A 16,832-nucleotide genomic window follows, 5' to 3' on the forward strand; every position below is an offset into this window, starting at 1 on the left:
CCTTTATTTATCAATACAGATAGAGTATTATTCGCTGGGAGGAACTGGTTTTATTTCACCGGTATTCATAAGATCAAATACAGTCGGGAAAAACATTACGAGTATAAAATAGATAATGATCATCAGGATAACTAAAGCAAATAAGATAATCACTAAACTGTTGGGCCTGTTTTTCTTTTGTGGTTCCATGATTTTTTTGGGTGTTTAATTAATAGATATTTTTGATAAATATACTATGCTAATTTCTTGCCACACTGTTTACAATATCTTGCATCATCGTCAATATCTTCGTTTCCGCATCTTTCGCAGATCAATTCTAGATTCTGCCTTTTATTTCTCATTTCCGCAGTTACGATTCCTGTAGGAACTGCGATAATAGAGTAACCTGCAAGCATCAGAATGACTGCAAAAAATTTTCCTGTTGGTGTAATAGGAGAAACATCACCATAACCAACAGTTGTGACGGTAACTACTGCCCAGTAAATGGATTGAGGTATGGTTTCAAAACCAGGTCTTCCGCCTTCTACCATAAACATTAATGAGCCAACAATTACAGAGAATATGATTAAGAATAAAAGAAAAATATAAATTTTTCTAGAACTGTTTTTTAACGCTCTCATAATGACAAAACCGTCATTCATAAAATCCAGCAGATTAAATACTCTAAAAACTCTTAGCATCCGGAGCATTCTGAAAATCAGAAAATACTTAGTTACAGGAAATATAAAACTCAGATAAAAGGGAACAAGTGACAGGAAATCAATAATTCCGAAAAAACTAAAGATGTACTTTTTTTTGTTTTTTACAACTGCAATCCGCATCCAGTATTCGACTGTAAAAAATAATGAAATTACCCATTCGGAAATAATGAAATAAATATGGAATTTTTTATCCAGCCTGGGAACGCTTTCCATCATGATAATAAAAGTACTCACTAAAATAAGAGAGAGCAGGGTAATATCAAATAGCTTTCCCAGTTTGGTGTCAGAACGGTAAATGATACGGTATAAGAATCTTTTCCAGAGCTTGTCTCCGGGAACAAGATCATGTTCTCTTTCCATGATCAGCGTTTTTTTTAAGTTTAGCAAATTATTCCTATTTTCGTAACAAACTTACAGAATAAAATGACAATACAAAAAGTAATTGCAGAGATAGAGATACATATTTCGCTTCCACAGGCTGAAGATTTTGATAACGTAGGGCTTCTTTGTGGATTACCGGAAAGAAATGTCTCCGGAATTTTAGTTTGTCATGATGCTTTGGAAAATGTAGTGGATGAAGCCATTTACAGAAATTGTAATTTAATTGTTTGTTTTCATCCTATTATTTTTTCAGGATTAAAATCTTTGACCGGAAAAAATTATGTAGAAAGAGCTGTGTTGAAAGCTATTGAAAATAAGGTTGCTATCTATGCAATTCATACTGCTTTTGATAACGATTATTTTGGAGTGAATGCAGGAATCTGTCATCTTTTAGGATTGAAAAACCTGAAAATCCTTCAGCCTAAAAAAAATAATTTAAAACAGCTGAATGTTTACGTACCTAAAGATTATTCAGAGAAGGTAATAGAGTCCCTTTTTTCTGCCGGAGCGGGAAATATCGGCTTCTATGATGAATGCAGTTTTAAAATAGAAGGCAGCGGAACATTCAGACCGGTAAAAGGTTCAAATCCTTTTGCAGGACAGCAGAATATTCGTGAAAATGGCAGAGAAGATATGATTTCTGTGATCTTTGAATCGTTTAAAGAAAATCAAATTGTAAAAGCAATGAAATCGGTACATCCTTATGAAGAAGTTGCTCATCAGATTTATCAGCTGGAAAACGAAAATCATTATTCCGGTCTGGGAATGTTTGGCGAATTTGAAAATGAAATGGGGGAGGAGGAGTTTCTCATTTTTGTAAAAGATCAGTTTCAATTAAAGATTATCAGACATTCAGATTTTAATGGTAAGAAAATCAAAAGGGTAGGCGTGTTAGGTGGATCCGGAGCAGGTGGAATAAAAGCAGCGCTTTCGAAAAAATGTGACGCTTATATAACAGGAGATCTCAAATATCATGATTATTTTCTGGCTGAATCTAAAATGCTTATTTGTGATATCGGACATTACGAATCAGAGCAATTGGTAAGTCAGCAATTATTTGAAATTTTATCACAAAAATTTAGTACCTTTGCAATCTTAAAATCTAGTGAAAAAACAAACCCAGTAAATTATTTCCTATAGATATGGCAAAAATCACCGAAATTTCAGTCGAAGAAAAATTAAGAGCTTTATACGATTTGCAAATCATTGATTCAAGATTGGACGAGATCCGAAATACAAGAGGAGAATTGCCAATCGAAGTTGAAGATCTTGAAATTGAGATTGAAGGCCTAGAAAAGAGAGCGGAAAAATTTCACTCAGAGATTAAAGAGCAGAATGATCAGATCAGCACTAAAAATGAAGTAATCAATCATGCAAAAACTTTAATCGAAAAATACAAATCTCAGCAGGATAACGTAAGAAATAATAAAGAATTTGAAGCTTTAGGAAAAGAGATAGAATATCAGGAACTTGAAATTCAGCTTTCTGACAAGAGAATCAAAGAATACGGAGCCAAAATCGGTCATAAAGAAGAGACTCTGAATGAACTGAATTCTAAGATCGATGATCTTAAAAATCACCTTAAATTCAAAAAAGAGGAATTGGAAGGACTTATCTCCGAAACTCAGAAAGAAGAAGATTATCTGATCACAAAATCTGAAGAATTTGCTTCCAAAATTGATGAGAGATTATTGGCATCTTATCATAGGATCAGAGCTAATTCTTCTACAGGTCTTGCGGTAGTAGGTCTTGAAAGAGGAGCTCCAAAAGGGTCTTTCTTTACCATTCCACCGCAAAAACAAATGGAAATTGCCCAGAGAAAGAAAATTATTATTGATGAACACTCAGGTAAAATTCTGGTTGATGATGAATTGGTCAATGAGGAAACTGAAAAAATGAATGCTGTAATTAAATTTTAATACAGATTTTTATAAAAAAGAAGGCTTTCAAATTTTGGAAGCCTTCTTTTTGTTTTAGAACTTTATGCAGTTTTCTACAAAATTAGATTGGTTGCATGAAAATTTTGTAATTAGAAAAAAACTCAAAAAACAAGCATTAGCATCCATTTCAAAAGAATGCACTTAATGTTTTTATTTTTTCATAATAACGGGCACGAAGCTGTTCTTAATAATTCCTGAAAATGATTACAAATGACATTTGTAAAAAAAGCCGTTCCAAAATTGAAACGGCTCATTACTTATTCGTGGTGACCATACATTTTGTCGTATAGGTCTTTAAACTTCTCTTTTACCGCCTTTCTTTTTAATTTGAGGGTAGGGGTCAGCAGGCCGGCTTCGATGCTCCATACTTCGGGTGTGAGCTCAATTTTCTTTATTTGTTCCCAATTTCCGAGATGTTCGTTGATGCCATCGATTTCTTTTTCGATTCTTTCTTTCAGTTCAGGACTTTTGGCAATTTCCTGTGGAGTAGAACCGATGTTAAGATTGTTTCTCATAGCCCAGTTTTTAGCAAATTCGAAATCCGGCTGTACAAATGCACACGGCATTTTTTCACCGTCACCTACCACCATCACCTGTTCAATAAACTTGGAAGCTTTTGCTAAATTTTCAATGGTTTGCGGAGCGATGTATTTTCCCCCGGAAGTTTTGAACATTTCCTTCTTGCGATCGGTAATCTGTAAAAAACCTTCATTGTCAATATGCCCGATATCTCCTGTTTTGAAAAAACCGTCCTGTGTAAATGTTTCCTTCGTCTGTTCTTCGTTTTTAAAGTAACTTTTAAATACCGAAGGCCCTTTGACTGTAATTTCCCCATCCTCCTGAATCTTCACAGTTAAATTATCCAATGGGTGTCCAACAGTTCCCACTTTCATTTTTCCAAATGAATTGACAGAAATCACCGGTGAAGTTTCTGTAAGCCCATAGCCCTCCAATATAGGAATTCCTGCATTCTGAAACATGAGATTCAATCTGCTTGACAGAGCAGCAGAGCCTGACACTAAGGTGATAATTTCACCCCCGAGACCTTCTCTCCATTTTTTGAATACCAATTTATCAGCAATAATTTCTGACAGACCGGAAGGTTTTGAAACTTCTTTCTTTTTCTGAATTAAATGCAGTGCCCAAAAGAATATTTTCTGTTTAAATCCGCCTGCCGATGAACCTGTATTATAAATTTTATCATAAACCTTTTCTACCAATCTTGGGACTACACTCATATAGTGTGGTTTTACTTCCTTTACATTTTCACCCATTTTTTCGATGCTTTCAGCGAAATAAATTGAAAAGCCATTATATTGGAAAAGATAAAAAAGCATTCTTTCAAAAATATGGCAGATCGGTAAAAAGCTCAATACTCTTGTGTCTTTATAATCCAGGCTTTTCTTTTTTGGAATTCTTGGGAGTGAGCCTAAAACGTTGGATACAATATTTTCGTGGGTCAGCATCACACCCTTTGGTTTTCCTGTTGTTCCGGATGTGTAGATCAAAGTAGCTAAATCTTCAGGATTAATTGACTTCGAAAGATCTTCCACTTCTATCTGGGTAGAATCATCTTCACCCAAATCTAAGATTTCTTTCCAGTTGGCCGCTCCAGTAATATGATCAAATGTGAAAACACCCTGCAGAGACGCGACATTATGCTTGATCTTCATTACTTTCGTCAGCAGCTCTTTGTCTGAAACGAAACAGTATTTTATTTCGGCATTATTGAAAATGAATTCATAATCTTCCGGTGAAATACTTGGATAAACAGGTACTGAAACCACTCCGATCTGTGAAAGGCCAAGATCCATTACCGCCCATTCTGTACGGGAATTGGTGGTAATCAGTGCAATTTTATCTCCGGGTTTAATGCCTAGCTTCAGAAGCCCCCTGGAGATTTTATTTCCCTGGTTCACAAACTCCTGGGTAGATGTCTTGATCCACTCGCCCTGATGCTTTGTTGCAAACATTACATTATTAGGGAGTTTTTCTAAAGCGCGGTGCGGTATATCGAATAATCTTTTGATTGTCATAATTTGTTAAATAATTAATAAAGAATTTTAAATATAAGCATTTTTGTAAAAATAACATTAATCTGATTACAATTTTCAATTGTCAAATATTTTTTCAGATTTGACTAAAAAGTGTTAATTTACGGCCATCTAATTATAATTTTTATGGACTTTAATTTATCGGAAGAACAGCTGATGATTCAGCAGGCAGCAAGGGATTTTGCACAAAATGAACTATTACCCGGAGTAATCGAAAGAGACCGTGACCAGAAATTTCCTACTGAGCAGGTAAAAAAAATGGGAGAAATGGGACTTTTAGGAATGATGGTTGACCCTCAATACGGTGGTGCAGGTATGGACAGTGTTTCTTATGTTCTGGCAATGGAGGAAATTGCAAAGATTGATGCTTCTGCAGCTGTTGTAATGTCTGTAAATAACTCTTTGGTTTGTGCAGGTCTTGAAAAATACGCTTCTGAAGAACAAAAAATAAAATATCTTACGCCACTTGCAAGCGGACAGGTCATCGGAGCGTTTGCTTTGTCTGAACCGGAGGCAGGTTCTGATGCTACTTCTCAGAAAACTACGGCTGAAGATAAAGGCGATTATTACCTTTTGAATGGAGTTAAAAACTGGATCACGAACGGCGGAACAGCTACCTATTACATCGTGATTGCTCAGACAGACCCTGAAAAGAAACATAAAGGAATCAATGCTTTCATTGTCGAAAGAGGTTGGGAAGGATTTGAAATCGGTCCAAAGGAAGACAAGTTGGGAATCAGAGGAAGTGATACCCATTCTTTACTTTTCAACAATGTAAAAGTTCCTAAAGAAAACAGAATTGGTGAAGACGGTTTCGGATTCAATTTTGCAATGGCTGTTTTGAATGGAGGGAGAATTGGTATTGCCTCGCAGGCTTTAGGTATTGCATCAGGAGCTTATGAAATGGCTCTTAAATATGCTAAAACCAGAAAAGCTTTTAAAACTGAAATCATCAATCATCAGGCGATTGCTTTCAAGCTGGCAGATATGGCAACGCAGATTACAGCGGCAAAAATGCTTTGCTTTAAAGCTGCTGTAGAAAAAGATGCGGGAAAAGATATCTCTGAAATCGGAGCAATGGCAAAATTGTATTCATCTCAGGTTGCAATGGATACTACGATTGAAGCTGTTCAGATTCACGGTGGTTATGGATACGTGAAAGAATACCATGTAGAAAGGCTGATGAGAGATGCGAAAATCACACAGATTTACGAAGGCACATCTGAAATTCAGAGAATTGTGATTTCGAGAAGTATTTCAAAATAATTCATTACACTATTTTATCTACAAAAAACAAAAAATCTGAATATGAAAAAATCATGGTTAATCACATTAGGAGTTATTATACTTCTTCTGGGAGTTTTTATCTGGTATAAATTTTTCTTCGTTCTTGCCGATGGAGTAAAATCAGGGTACCTCAATTATGCCATTAATAAAGGATATGTTTTTAAAACATATGAAGGTAAACTGATTCAGGAGGGTTTTGGAAGAGGAAAAACAGGAACAATTACTAGTTACGAATTTGAATTTTCTGTTGAAGATCCGGAAATTTTTAAACAGTTGGAACTTAACAGTGGTAAAACCTTTGATCTCCATTATAAAGAATACAACGGGACTCTGCCGTGGAGAGGAAATACAAAGTTTGTTGTTGATAAAATTGTGAATATGAAATAATCATAAAAGGCTCTCGTTAAGAGAGCCTTTTACTTTACACCAAATCACAAAATAATATATGAAAATTTTAAATTCTTTATTGTTTGATTATTCTTTCTGACTGAAGTTAAATCATCTTTTCTGATTGTTTTCCTGTACAAATTTAAAAAGGATTTTCTTTTCCTGATTTAGTCTCTGCTTAAAATTTTATTAAAATTTATCTATCTAACTCTTAGGTAAACTTCGGTTTTTCTTTTTGTAAAAATAATAACCTGTTCCCGCAATTAAAAATAGCGGCCAGAGCGGAAGGATAAAAAGGAAAATTGAAGTGATGACATTCAAGCCGGAAGAGACTGCTGCCAGGGATTGTTCTCCAAAACCTTCAGGTTTGTTTGTAGCGGTAATATTTTGACTGCCTCCATACAAAGTGATTTCAACGTCACACAAAGTATTATTTTCAAAATCCTGACCCGTTAGGTCTACTCCTTTACTGATAACCTCCCCTATAGTATAGCTCAGATCCTCCATCAGATAATCAAATTTCTGGATGGGTATTTTCACTTTCAGATAGGCAGTTTTTTTGTCGTTGTTATTTAAAGAAATATTTTCACTTTTTATAAAACCGTCATACTTTTTTACCTGTTCCTCCACGATTTCTTTTGCAGTTTCAGCATCTTTAACATTCAGCTCAAGCAGTCCTGTTTTATACATTTTGTTTTTGGACACAACGGATTGGTGATTGCTTTTTGGTTTGTCTTTATAAATAACCTTCGTTTCCCTGATGACTTTTGGTGCAGCAACATTGACAATAATTTTTTCTGAATTTTTTTGCAGAGAATCCTTTTTCTCGATTTTAGACTCAAGTCTCATATGAGAAATTTTATCTGATAGAGAATCGACGCTTCTGGCGGTAGATTCTATTTTTTCTGTAACTTCGTTACTGGTTTTGTCAAAATTCTTAATTCTGATAGCGGCAGAATCAAAAACGACTCCGGCATCCGGAGCGGTTTCATTTGCCCTGTCTTCCACATTTACTGCAATACTGTCAGCAGGATTCACGGGGTTTTGTGATGGTGATGTCGATGCTTCCCCTTTTTTACACATTGTAAAAATGCCTGCGGCCGTTAATAATAATAAGTACTTTTTCATAACATTAATTTTTTTACTGAAGTAAAATTAGGGTGTTATCTGAAATGAAATTTGTAAAAGAAATATATAATTTTAGCAAAATTATATCATGTTGATTGTCAGATTTTTGTAAATTTTTCATGCTTATTTTACAAAAAAAAATGTTAAATGTTAAAAATGTTAAATAAAAAAATTCATTAGAAATGTAATAATATTTACCTTTGCTTTTTGAGAGTTTAATAATGAAACGTACTTTCCTGGTAGTATTGTCATTTTTAGTATCTTCAGCAGAGTTTAGCTGCAGGGGCGTTTCTCTGACTGAAAGTAAATTTAAAAATGAATCGGACATGAATCTGCCACAGAATGGTATTCGGTTTTCGGAGGTTCGAAGAATAAATCGTGATGTTCCGCTGAATGATTATATGATTCTGGAAAATCTGGCTGAAACAATTAAAGTATATGGTCAGCTTGCTGATAAGAACTTTTCAAGGTCAGAACCTATTCCTACACTATCTGATAATGAATTTTTTCTTCTGTTAAAGCCAAAAATGAAAATGTATCTCAATGGTGATATCGAGGTAATAAAAATAGAGTTAAAGGGTTCCGTTCTGAATGTCTATTACAGAGAGAACAGTAACGAAGAATATTTATTAAATAATCAAAAAAATCCTATATTGATATTGAGAGTCAGTGAAGCTGCTCCAAAAGGTGTCAAACTTATAACATGTAAATGAATAATAATAGAAATTATTTTAAAATATGAAGAAAAAAATACTCATTCTGAGCAGCTTGCTGATTTTCTCTGCAGCGGGTTTTGCACAGCAAAATAATTGGAAGAAGTTTACTTCGAAAGTCGAAACAGAAGTTCGTGAAAATAACGTCAGAATTTCTGATTATACTCTTTTCACATTAAATGTTGCTGATATTCAGAATCAGCTGAAAAATGCGCCTGACAGAAGTGCATTTCCTTATACGAAAGGAGTGCTGATGAATTTTCCTAACATTGAGGGAGGATTTGATACTTACGAGGTTTTTGAATCATCTACTATGCATCCGGACCTTCAGAAGAGATATTCTGATATCAAATCTTATTTGGGATTTAAAAAAGGAGATCAGTCATCAATGATTAGATTTACTGTAGATCCTTATTTTGGATTTAATGGAATGGTGAGAAACAATAATGGAATTTATTATATTGATTCTCATACTGCAGACAATAAGGTTTATAAAATATATGACAGAAAAAAGGCATCTTCTTTGAATCAGTTTGAATGCCTTTTTAATGGTGACAGCGATTTGAAAGATCATGCACTTAATGCTCAAAAAACTGTAGTTGACGGTTTAAACAGGAAATACAGACTTTCCATCACAACAACAATCGAATATACAGCGTATATTGCGGGTGCTGCAGGGGTAGGTGCAGGAACTGATGCTCAGAAAAAAGCAGCTGTTCTGGCCGCCGTAAACTTAGCGGTCACCCGTCTTAATGAAGTTTTCGAAAAAGATATCTCTGTAAGATTACAGTTGATTGCCAATACAGATGCACTGTTCTTTATCAGTAGTGATACATTTAACACTCTTGATGCAGGACAAATGCTTAATGAGAACATAACGGTAACAAACTCGGTTATCGGGGCTGCAAATTATGATATAGGACATCTTTTTTTCAGAGCGACAGCCGGAAATGATAACGGGCTGGCTGCAACGCCATCAATATGTGGAAATAGCAAAGCAGGTGGGGTTACCGGTTCTGCAATTCCTGTAGGAGATCCCTTTGTGATTGACTTTGTGGCTCATGAAATGGGGCACCAATTTGGAGCTATGCATACTCAAAATAATGCCTGTAACAGAAATGTACCTACAACAGTAGAGCCTGGAAGTGCAAGTTCTATTATGGGATATGCCGGAATTTGTCCTCCGAATGTGCAACAAAATAGTGATGCATATTTCCATGCAGTAAGTATTTCAGAAATGTATTTAAGGTTAACGACAGGATCTACTGCGGTTTGTGGGGTTAAGACTCCAACATCTAATGTTGAACCGACAGTAGATGCAGGATTGGACAGAAGTATTCCGAAAAGTACACCCTTTGTGTTAACGGCAGCTGCAACAGATCCAAATAGTAGTGATGTACTTACTTATACATGGGAGCAGATCGATGCCGGAGTTGCACCACAGCCGCCACAGCCAACTAATACCGTGGGACCTTTGTTCAGATCTGTAATGCCTACGGTGTCGCCTTCAAGATACTTTCCCAGATTGTCAACCATTGTCAGTGGATATAATCCGGCAATCGTTGCACCTACCGATGTCAGAGCCTGGGAAAAGCTACCATCTGCTGCCCGAACGCTTAATTTTTCTGTACTTGTAAGAGACAATAATCCGGTAGGAGGTCAGACAGGACGTGACGATGTGAAATTGACAGTTGTGGACACTGCAGGTCCCTTTGTAGTAACTTCGCAAAATGCTGCGGGTGTAGTATGGAATGAAGGTCAGGTACAAACGATTACCTGGAATGTTGCAAATACTACCGCAGCACCGGTAAGTACTCCTAACGTAACCATCTTACTCTCAAAGGATGGCGGTCTTACATTTCCCAATGTATTGGTGGCGAGTACTCCCAATAATGGATCATATTCTTACACCGTACAGGGTGGTTTAGGAAATGTAACAAATGCCAGAATTATGGTGAAGGCAATTAACAATGTATTTTTAAATGTAAATACACAAGGCTTTGTTATTAATTCATCTGCAGTGGTTATTCCTCCGGGGGGAGGTGGTAATCCGGGAGATCCAACAAATCCGGGAAGCCCTGGATCTCAATCACCTATTTTTCAGGGAATGATGATTTATCCCGTTCCTTCAAATGATGGGTTTGTTTACATAAAAACAGATTTCCCTCCTAAATTTGACGAAAACAGACGTCCTGCGCCTTACAAGGTGACGTATGAAATTTATGCGATGGATGGAAAATTAGTCGTGCCAAAGAAAACACGATATATCTTTTCAAGAACTGTTGATAACAGAGCAGATGAAAAACTTAATCTGAAAGATCTGCCTACAGAGGCTTACATGATTCATGTAACAGTAGACGATGAGAAGATTGTTAAAAAATTATTAATGCTGCATAAGTAATCAATACGTAATGTTTAATAAAAAAACCGTTCATTTGAACGGTTTTTTTTTGCTTAAAAAGTTAAATTAGTGCTGTCTGAATTCACTGATGAAATGTAGCTTTACATTTGGGAATTTCTCCTGTGTCATATGAATCGTAAATGATGAGTCTGCTAAAAATACAAGCTGGTTGTATTTATCTCTTGCTAAGAACCTTTGTTTCAATCTGGCAAATTCTCTGAACTCTTCAGATTTTTCGTCAGCTTCTACCCAACACGCTTTGTGCATAGAAAGGGGTTCGTAAGTACATTTCGCTCCATACTCATGCTCCAGACGGTACTGTATAACTTCATATTGCAGTGCACCTACAGTCCCGATAATTTTTCTGTTGTTCATTTCAAGAGTAAATAACTGAGCAACCCCTTCATCCATTAATTGATCAATCCCTTTTGCCAATTGTTTAGCTTTTAAAGGGTCATTATTATTTATATATCTGAAATGCTCAGGAGAGAAGCTCGGAATACCTTTAAAGCTTATTTTCTCGCCGCCTGTCAAAGTATCGCCTATTCTGAAACTTCCGGTATCGTGAAGCCCTACAATATCACCCGGAAAACTTTCGTCAACAACTTCTTTTTTATCAGCGAAAAATGCATTAGGAGATGAAAATTTCATTTTTTTTCCTTCCCGCACCAAGAGATAATTTTCATTTCTTTTAAAAGTTCCGGAAACAATTTTAACGAAAGCGAGCCTGTCTCTGTGTTTAGGATCCATATTTGCATGAATTTTAAAAACAAATCCTGTAAACGCTGATTCTTCAGGGTTTACCATTCGTGTTTCACTCTCTTTCGGCTGCGGCATCGGAGCAATTTCAATAAATGTATCCAGTAATTCGCGAACTCCAAAATTATTCAAAGCAGAACCAAAAAAAACAGGTTGTAAATCACCGTTCATATATTCTTCACGGCTGAATTCCGGATAGACCGACTGTATCAGTTCCAGTTCCTCTCTTAAATTTTGTGCAGCTTTGGTTCCGATAATCTCGTCAATTGTAGAATCATTGATATCGTCAAACTTGATGGCTTCACCAACTTTCTGTTTCTTTTCCTCTAAAAATAACTGAATATTATTTTCCCAGATATTATAAATTCCCTGAAAATCTGCTCCCATTCCAATCGGTAGAGAAAGCGGAACGACTCTCAAGCCTAATTTCTGCTCCACCTCATCCAGGAGGTCAAAAGCATCTTTCCCTTCACGATCCAGTTTATTAATGAAAACCAGCATTGGGATGTTTCTCATTCTACAGACCTTTACCAGTTTTTCTGTCTGCTCTTCAACACCTTTCGCAACATCAATTACAACGATTACTGAATCTACGGCTGTTAAAGTTCTATAAGTGTCTTCAGCAAAATCTTTGTGTCCTGGTGTATCTAAGATGTTGATTTTATAGCCTTTATATTCAAATGCCAATACAGAAGTTGCTACCGAGATTCCTCTCTGTCTTTCGATTTCCATAAAGTCGGAAGTAGCTCCTTTCTTTATTTTGTTCGATTTTACAGCTCCGGCTTCCTGGATTGCCCCTCCGAAAAGAAGAAGTTTTTCTGTAAGCGTGGTTTTTCCGGCATCGGGGTGAGAAATAATTCCGAATGTTTTTCTTTTCTCTATTTCTTTGATTAAGTCTGACATAGTGTATTTTGAATTTGCAAAAATCGGTATTTTTATCGGATTCTGAAAATCGGATTTTTTAAAGTTTAAAGTTGTGATATTTATTATTGTAAACATTGTAGAGCACATTTTAGCTTCAATAATTGGAAGAGAAAAGCTCACATAGGAAGAAAAATGTTTTTTAACGAATGTGTTTTTGTGTTTACAAAGATTATAATCTAAAGTATCTCATTGTTTTAATTTTTTTTACTATTTAAACACATAAGAACACATTAAGGCACATTAGTTTTTTAGCTTCAGTAAATTGGAAGTGAAAAGTCATATAATAATAAAAGTCAAATTTTTTTTAAGTAATGTGCTAAAATATTTTGTGACTTTGTGGTTTTGTGAAATCAATTATAAGTTAGATTTTCTTTTAAGCAAATAAGCAACTCCCAAACCTGTCAAAACCATAACAGCACTGAAAGGAAAAATATATTTCATTCCGCAAAGATCTGCTACTGCACCAATCAAAGGGCCTGCAACACCGAGTGAAAGATCAATGAAAAGTCCATATCCTGCTAATGCTGAACCCTGGCTGGATGGTGATACACTTTTAATAGCGACCACTCCAAGAGCAGGAAAGATTAGTGAAAATCCTAAACCGGTTACTCCTGCTCCGAGCAATGCGGTTTCAGGATTTGTTGCCACAGCTATAATAACAAGTCCCAAAGCTTCTACAAACAGACAGGCAATTGCCACTTTAATTCCTCCGTAATTATTGATGACATTACTGAAGACCAGTCTTCCGGCAACAAAAAGTCCACCAAATACACTGAGGCAGAGCGCACCGTTATTCCAGTGAAAGTAATTATAGTACAGTGTGATAAATGTTGAAATACTTGCAAAACCAATTCCGCCTAAAGCAAGACAGACCCCGAAAGGCGAAACTTTTCCCAATACTTTCCAGAATGACTGTGAATCCTGGGAGTTGCTGTGCATATGATTTACTTTAATTTTCGCCAATAGAAATCCGGTAACTCCAATAAAAATAGATAATATTCCAATGCCGTACAGACCAAATTTTTGCTCTATAATAACCCCAAGTGAAGCTCCAACAGCTAAAGCACCATAGCAGGCAACTCCATTATAGGAAATGATCTTTGCAGTATGTTTTTCGCCAAGTGCCATGATTGCCCAGTTGATGGGGCTTGCTCCGATCATTCCTTCTCCACACCCTGTAAGAAGGCGGGTAATGATGAGAAATCCGATACTGATCAGTGGAGATAATCTGAAATAATATGCTGAAATCAAGAATATTCCGGTGAGTGAAAAGCTCAGCATACTGAACAGTACCGCTGGTTTAGGCCCTCTTCCGTCAATAATTTTACCGGAATAGGCTCTCAGGAAAAATGTTGCTACGTATTGAAGGCTGATGACCAAACCTGCAATAACCAAACTGAAACCTAAACTTTTACTGATGAAAATTGGGAGGACAGATAATGATAACCCTATAATAAAATACCCTAAAAATGTAAAAGCAACATAAGTAAAAAGTGACAAATTAACATTTTCCGGTTGATTGACTGCATGCTCCATATTCATAAAAAATTAGGCTGCAAAGATAATTAAGAAAAACTGTTTAAACTGAATGATAAATTTGATATAGATAAGATGTATCATTTTCACTGCAAATTAATTAAGATGAAGAGTGAATCTTTACTTTCATGTATCGGACAAAATCAATTATCTTTGTTTTCCTTAAATTTAAAGAAAATATGGAAAACGGCAGATACCCTAAATTTACTTTTACATGGCTTGGCGGTCTTATCTTATTCGCGGGTTTTGTTGTCGGATCATTAGCAGTTGGATTTTTCAGTGTATTCTGGATGTTCACATTTAAAGAAAACCTGCAATACAAAGATTGGTTTCTGATGGCTTCAAATGCGATAGTTTTCCTGTCCTCAATCGCTTTTTTTGACTTTTTTGTAGTGAGGATAAATACTAAACAAAAACTGAATTTCAATTTTTCACCTACAAATTTTGCAACCTACCTCCTTATATTTCCAATGATGTTTGGGATGATGTTGATTGGAGAGTTTGTAACTTCCCGGATTCCCACTACCGGACCTTTCTTTGGAAAGTATTATGATTTTTTCACGGATTTAATGGGTCAGCTGACGAATAATCCTGTGGTTATGATTATTACTGCAGTACTGATGGCCCCTATCTTTGAAGAAATTATTTTCAGGGGAATTATACAGAAAGGATTGATCAATAAAGGGGTTGATCCATGGAAAGCCATTGTATTTGCTTCTGTTGTCTTTGGTCTTGTACATGGAAATCCCTGGCAGTTTGTAGGAGCGGTTCTGTTGGGTTGTGTATTAGGTTTAGTTTATTATAAAACCAAATCTTTACTGTTGCCGATGCTTTTACACGGTTTTAATAATCTCTGCTCATGTTTCTTGATCCTGTATACAAAAAATGAGAGCTTTGCCGATGCTTTTAAAGTTTCTGAATATATCATACTGTTTGCGGGAATTATCCTCTTTACTTTGTTTTGTTTTTTATTCATGAAAAAATACAAAGTACATTATTCAGAAATTTAAATCTCAGGAAAATGCTCTGAAAAATCAGGGCTTTTATTGTTTGACATAGAAAAATAAATTGATCATGGAATTATTAGTTGCTACCCACAACATACATAAAAAAGAAGAAATACAGCAGATTTTGGGAAATCGTTTTACCGTTAAAAGTCTTGCAGATTACAATCTGCATGATGAGATAGTGGAAGATGGTGATTCTTTTAATGCTAATGCATTAATAAAAGCGAAATACTGCTTTGAGAAAACAGGAGTGCCAAGTCTGGGAGATGACAGTGGTCTCGTGGTGGAATCCTTAGACGGAAGGCCGGGAATTTTCTCAGCCCGTTATGCAGGGGATCATGATTTTGCTAAAAATATTTCTAAGGTGCTAAGCGAAATGGACGGTATTGATAACAGGAAAGCTTATTTTATTACTGTTTTATGCTATTATGACGGAAACGGAGCAAAATATTTCGATGGAAGAGCACATGGAAATTTACTGACTGAAAATAGAGGGCAGCAGGGCTTTGGTTATGATCCTGTTTTTGTTCCTCAGGGATATGAAATGACTTTTGCAGAAATGAATCCCGAAGATAAAAATCAGATCAGTCACCGTAAGCAGGCATTAGACTTATTTCTGGAGTTTCTGAAAACAAAAGAAGATTAAAATCAACTGCCTTTTAATTTTGTGTCGTACATTTACCCCAATAAATTATTGATTTGAGTACTTATTTAACGATTTTAGGATTTAATTCAGCTATTCCTACAGTCAACACGTCACCTACAGCCCAGCTTCTTGAAATGGAAGAACGGTGTTTCCTTATTGATTGTGGAGAAGGAACACAGGTACAGCTGAGAAAAGCAAAGGCAAGATTTTCAAAAATCAATCATATATTTATTTCCCATCTTCACGGCGATCACTGTTTCGGTCTGCCGGGGCTCATCGCCTCATTCCGTCTGTTGGGAAGAGATATTCCTCTGCATGTTTACGGTCCGAAGGGAATAAAAAAGATGTTGGAAACTATTTTCAGTATTACAGAGACCCATCGGGGGTTTGAAATTATTTATCACGAGTTACAGAAAGATTATTCTGAAAAAATCTATGAGGATAACAGGGTAGAGGTATTTACAATACCACTTGATCACAGGATCTACTGTAATGGTTACCTTTTTAAAGAAAAGCCGAAGGACAGACATCTCAATATGCAGGAAATTTCAAAGTACAAAGAAATTGAAACCTGTGACTATCATCATCTGAAAGCAGGAAGGGATTTTGAGCTAAGCGATGGATATGTTCTTAAGAATGAAATCCTGACCACTGAGCCTGCTCCACCTGTTTCCTACGCATTTTGCAGTGACACACGCTATCTGGAAAGTATAATTCCCATCATAAAAAATGTGACGGTTTTATATCATGAATCTACATTTCTGCATGATCTCAAGGAAATGGCCGACTATACCGGGCACACTACAGCTTTAGAAGCAGCCAGAATAGCGAGAAACGCAGATGTAGGGAAATTAATTTTAGGTCATTTCTCAAACAGATATGGTGATTTGACAGTATTTACAGACGAAGCAAGAACCGTTTTTCCAAACACTTTTTTACCTAAAGCATTAGAGGTTGTAAAAATTTAA

The 16,832-nt window shown here is 35.9% G+C and carries 15 protein-coding genes; 9 read left to right on the top strand and 6 right to left on the bottom strand.

Annotated elements, in window-relative coordinates; translation table 11 throughout:
• Positions 1-27: 27 nt before the first annotated feature.
• A complete protein-coding gene (locus AC2A07_RS15970) occupies positions 28-189 on the bottom strand; it encodes a hypothetical protein (protein ID WP_314497221.1) in 162 nt (53 codons plus the stop codon).
• 44 nt (positions 190-233) lie between these two features.
• Positions 234-1,061, bottom strand: coding sequence for an ion transporter (locus tag AC2A07_RS15975; protein ID WP_484051210.1), 828 nt, complete (start codon positions 1,059-1,061; stop codon positions 234-236).
• Between the two features lie 63 nt (positions 1,062-1,124).
• Here AC2A07_RS15975 and AC2A07_RS15980 point away from each other — a divergent pair, with 63 nt between their 5' ends.
• Positions 1,125-2,222 (top strand): Nif3-like dinuclear metal center hexameric protein, encoded by a 1,098-nt coding sequence (locus AC2A07_RS15980; RefSeq protein ID WP_484051211.1) that lies wholly within the window; start codon positions 1,125-1,127, stop codon positions 2,220-2,222.
• Between the two features lie 2 nt (positions 2,223-2,224).
• Positions 2,225-3,001: a hypothetical protein gene (locus tag AC2A07_RS15985; RefSeq protein WP_314497229.1), complete on the top strand. Its 777-nt coding sequence runs from the start codon at positions 2,225-2,227 to the stop codon at positions 2,999-3,001.
• Between the two features lie 278 nt (positions 3,002-3,279).
• Here AC2A07_RS15985 and AC2A07_RS15990 read toward each other — a convergent pair whose 3' ends face one another.
• The gene (locus AC2A07_RS15990) at positions 3,280-5,058 is read right to left on the bottom strand and encodes an AMP-dependent synthetase/ligase (protein ID WP_484051212.1); all 1,779 of its coding nucleotides are present in this window, start codon (positions 5,056-5,058) and stop codon (positions 3,280-3,282) included.
• 144 nt (positions 5,059-5,202) lie between these two features.
• Here AC2A07_RS15990 and AC2A07_RS15995 point away from each other — a divergent pair, with 144 nt between their 5' ends.
• Both AC2A07_RS15995 and AC2A07_RS16000 read left to right on the top strand, forming a co-directional pair.
• Complete coding sequence (locus tag AC2A07_RS15995) at positions 5,203-6,342, top strand: acyl-CoA dehydrogenase (RefSeq protein WP_314497234.1); 1,140 nt, start codon at positions 5,203-5,205, stop codon at positions 6,340-6,342.
• A gap of 42 nt (positions 6,343-6,384) precedes the next feature.
• Positions 6,385-6,750, top strand: coding sequence for a hypothetical protein (locus AC2A07_RS16000; RefSeq protein ID WP_314497236.1), 366 nt, complete (start codon positions 6,385-6,387; stop codon positions 6,748-6,750).
• Between the two features lie 204 nt (positions 6,751-6,954).
• On the opposite strand, the gene AC2A07_RS16005 is transcribed toward AC2A07_RS16000, so the two are convergent.
• Entirely contained in the window at positions 6,955-7,878 is a 924-nt protein-coding gene (locus tag AC2A07_RS16005; protein WP_484051213.1) for a DUF4349 domain-containing protein, read from the bottom strand.
• A 221-nt stretch (positions 7,879-8,099) separates the two neighbouring features.
• Between AC2A07_RS16005 and AC2A07_RS16010 the strand changes: the two genes are divergently transcribed.
• A complete protein-coding gene (locus tag AC2A07_RS16010) occupies positions 8,100-8,591 on the top strand; it encodes a hypothetical protein (protein WP_484051214.1) in 492 nt (163 codons plus the stop codon).
• A gap of 25 nt (positions 8,592-8,616) precedes the next feature.
• Entirely contained in the window at positions 8,617-10,992 is a 2,376-nt protein-coding gene (locus tag AC2A07_RS16015) for a reprolysin-like metallopeptidase (protein ID WP_484051215.1), read from the top strand.
• 66 nt (positions 10,993-11,058) lie between these two features.
• Here AC2A07_RS16015 and AC2A07_RS16020 read toward each other — a convergent pair whose 3' ends face one another.
• Both AC2A07_RS16020 and AC2A07_RS16025 read right to left on the bottom strand, forming a co-directional pair.
• The gene (locus AC2A07_RS16020) at positions 11,059-12,654 is read right to left on the bottom strand and encodes a peptide chain release factor 3 (protein ID WP_484051216.1); all 1,596 of its coding nucleotides are present in this window, start codon (positions 12,652-12,654) and stop codon (positions 11,059-11,061) included.
• A gap of 375 nt (positions 12,655-13,029) precedes the next feature.
• Entirely contained in the window at positions 13,030-14,211 is a 1,182-nt protein-coding gene (locus AC2A07_RS16025; RefSeq protein WP_484051217.1) for an MFS transporter, read from the bottom strand.
• A gap of 179 nt (positions 14,212-14,390) precedes the next feature.
• Between AC2A07_RS16025 and AC2A07_RS16030 the strand changes: the two genes are divergently transcribed.
• The 3 genes from AC2A07_RS16030 to AC2A07_RS16040 all read left to right on the top strand — a co-directional run bounded on the left by AC2A07_RS16030 (position 14,391) and on the right by AC2A07_RS16040 (position 16,832).
• Positions 14,391-15,221 carry a lysostaphin resistance A-like protein gene (locus AC2A07_RS16030; protein WP_484051218.1) on the top strand — a complete coding sequence of 277 codons (831 nt, stop codon included), beginning with the start codon at positions 14,391-14,393 and terminating at the stop codon, positions 15,219-15,221.
• A 64-nt stretch (positions 15,222-15,285) separates the two neighbouring features.
• Positions 15,286-15,864 carry an RdgB/HAM1 family non-canonical purine NTP pyrophosphatase gene (gene rdgB, locus AC2A07_RS16035; RefSeq protein WP_484051219.1) on the top strand — a complete coding sequence of 193 codons (579 nt, stop codon included), beginning with the start codon at positions 15,286-15,288 and terminating at the stop codon, positions 15,862-15,864.
• Positions 15,865-15,917: 53 nt separating this feature from the next.
• Positions 15,918-16,832 (top strand): ribonuclease Z, encoded by a 915-nt coding sequence (locus AC2A07_RS16040; RefSeq protein ID WP_314497259.1) that lies wholly within the window; start codon positions 15,918-15,920, stop codon positions 16,830-16,832.

It is taken from the genome of Chryseobacterium sp. HNCC26DJ238 (assembly GCF_057180465.1).

Bases quoted from the DNA above. Each gene is read 5' to 3' on its own strand.
- AC2A07_RS16000 (WP_314497236.1), top strand. From the start codon at position 6,385: ATGAAAAAATCATGGTTAATCACATTAGGAGTTATTATACTTCTTCTG.
- AC2A07_RS16025 (WP_484051217.1), bottom strand. From the start codon at position 14,211: ATGGAGCATGCAGTCAATCAACCGGAAAATGTTAATTTGTCACTTTTT.
- AC2A07_RS15970 (WP_314497221.1), bottom strand. From the start codon at position 189: ATGGAACCACAAAAGAAAAACAGGCCCAACAGTTTAGTGATTATCTTA.
- AC2A07_RS16005 (WP_484051213.1), bottom strand. From the start codon at position 7,878: ATGAAAAAGTACTTATTATTATTAACGGCCGCAGGCATTTTTACAATG.
- AC2A07_RS15990 (WP_484051212.1), bottom strand. From the start codon at position 5,058: ATGACAATCAAAAGATTATTCGATATACCGCACCGCGCTTTAGAAAAA.
- AC2A07_RS16030 (WP_484051218.1), top strand. From the start codon at position 14,391: ATGGAAAACGGCAGATACCCTAAATTTACTTTTACATGGCTTGGCGGT.
- AC2A07_RS15975 (WP_484051210.1), bottom strand. From the start codon at position 1,061: ATGGAAAGAGAACATGATCTTGTTCCCGGAGACAAGCTCTGGAAAAGA.
- AC2A07_RS16015 (WP_484051215.1), top strand. From the start codon at position 8,617: ATGAAGAAAAAAATACTCATTCTGAGCAGCTTGCTGATTTTCTCTGCA.
- rdgB (WP_484051219.1), top strand. From the start codon at position 15,286: ATGGAATTATTAGTTGCTACCCACAACATACATAAAAAAGAAGAAATA.
- AC2A07_RS15985 (WP_314497229.1), top strand. From the start codon at position 2,225: ATGGCAAAAATCACCGAAATTTCAGTCGAAGAAAAATTAAGAGCTTTA.
- AC2A07_RS15995 (WP_314497234.1), top strand. From the start codon at position 5,203: ATGGACTTTAATTTATCGGAAGAACAGCTGATGATTCAGCAGGCAGCA.
- AC2A07_RS16020 (WP_484051216.1), bottom strand. From the start codon at position 12,654: ATGTCAGACTTAATCAAAGAAATAGAGAAAAGAAAAACATTCGGAATT.
- AC2A07_RS16010 (WP_484051214.1), top strand. From the start codon at position 8,100: ATGAAACGTACTTTCCTGGTAGTATTGTCATTTTTAGTATCTTCAGCA.
- AC2A07_RS15980 (WP_484051211.1), top strand. From the start codon at position 1,125: ATGACAATACAAAAAGTAATTGCAGAGATAGAGATACATATTTCGCTT.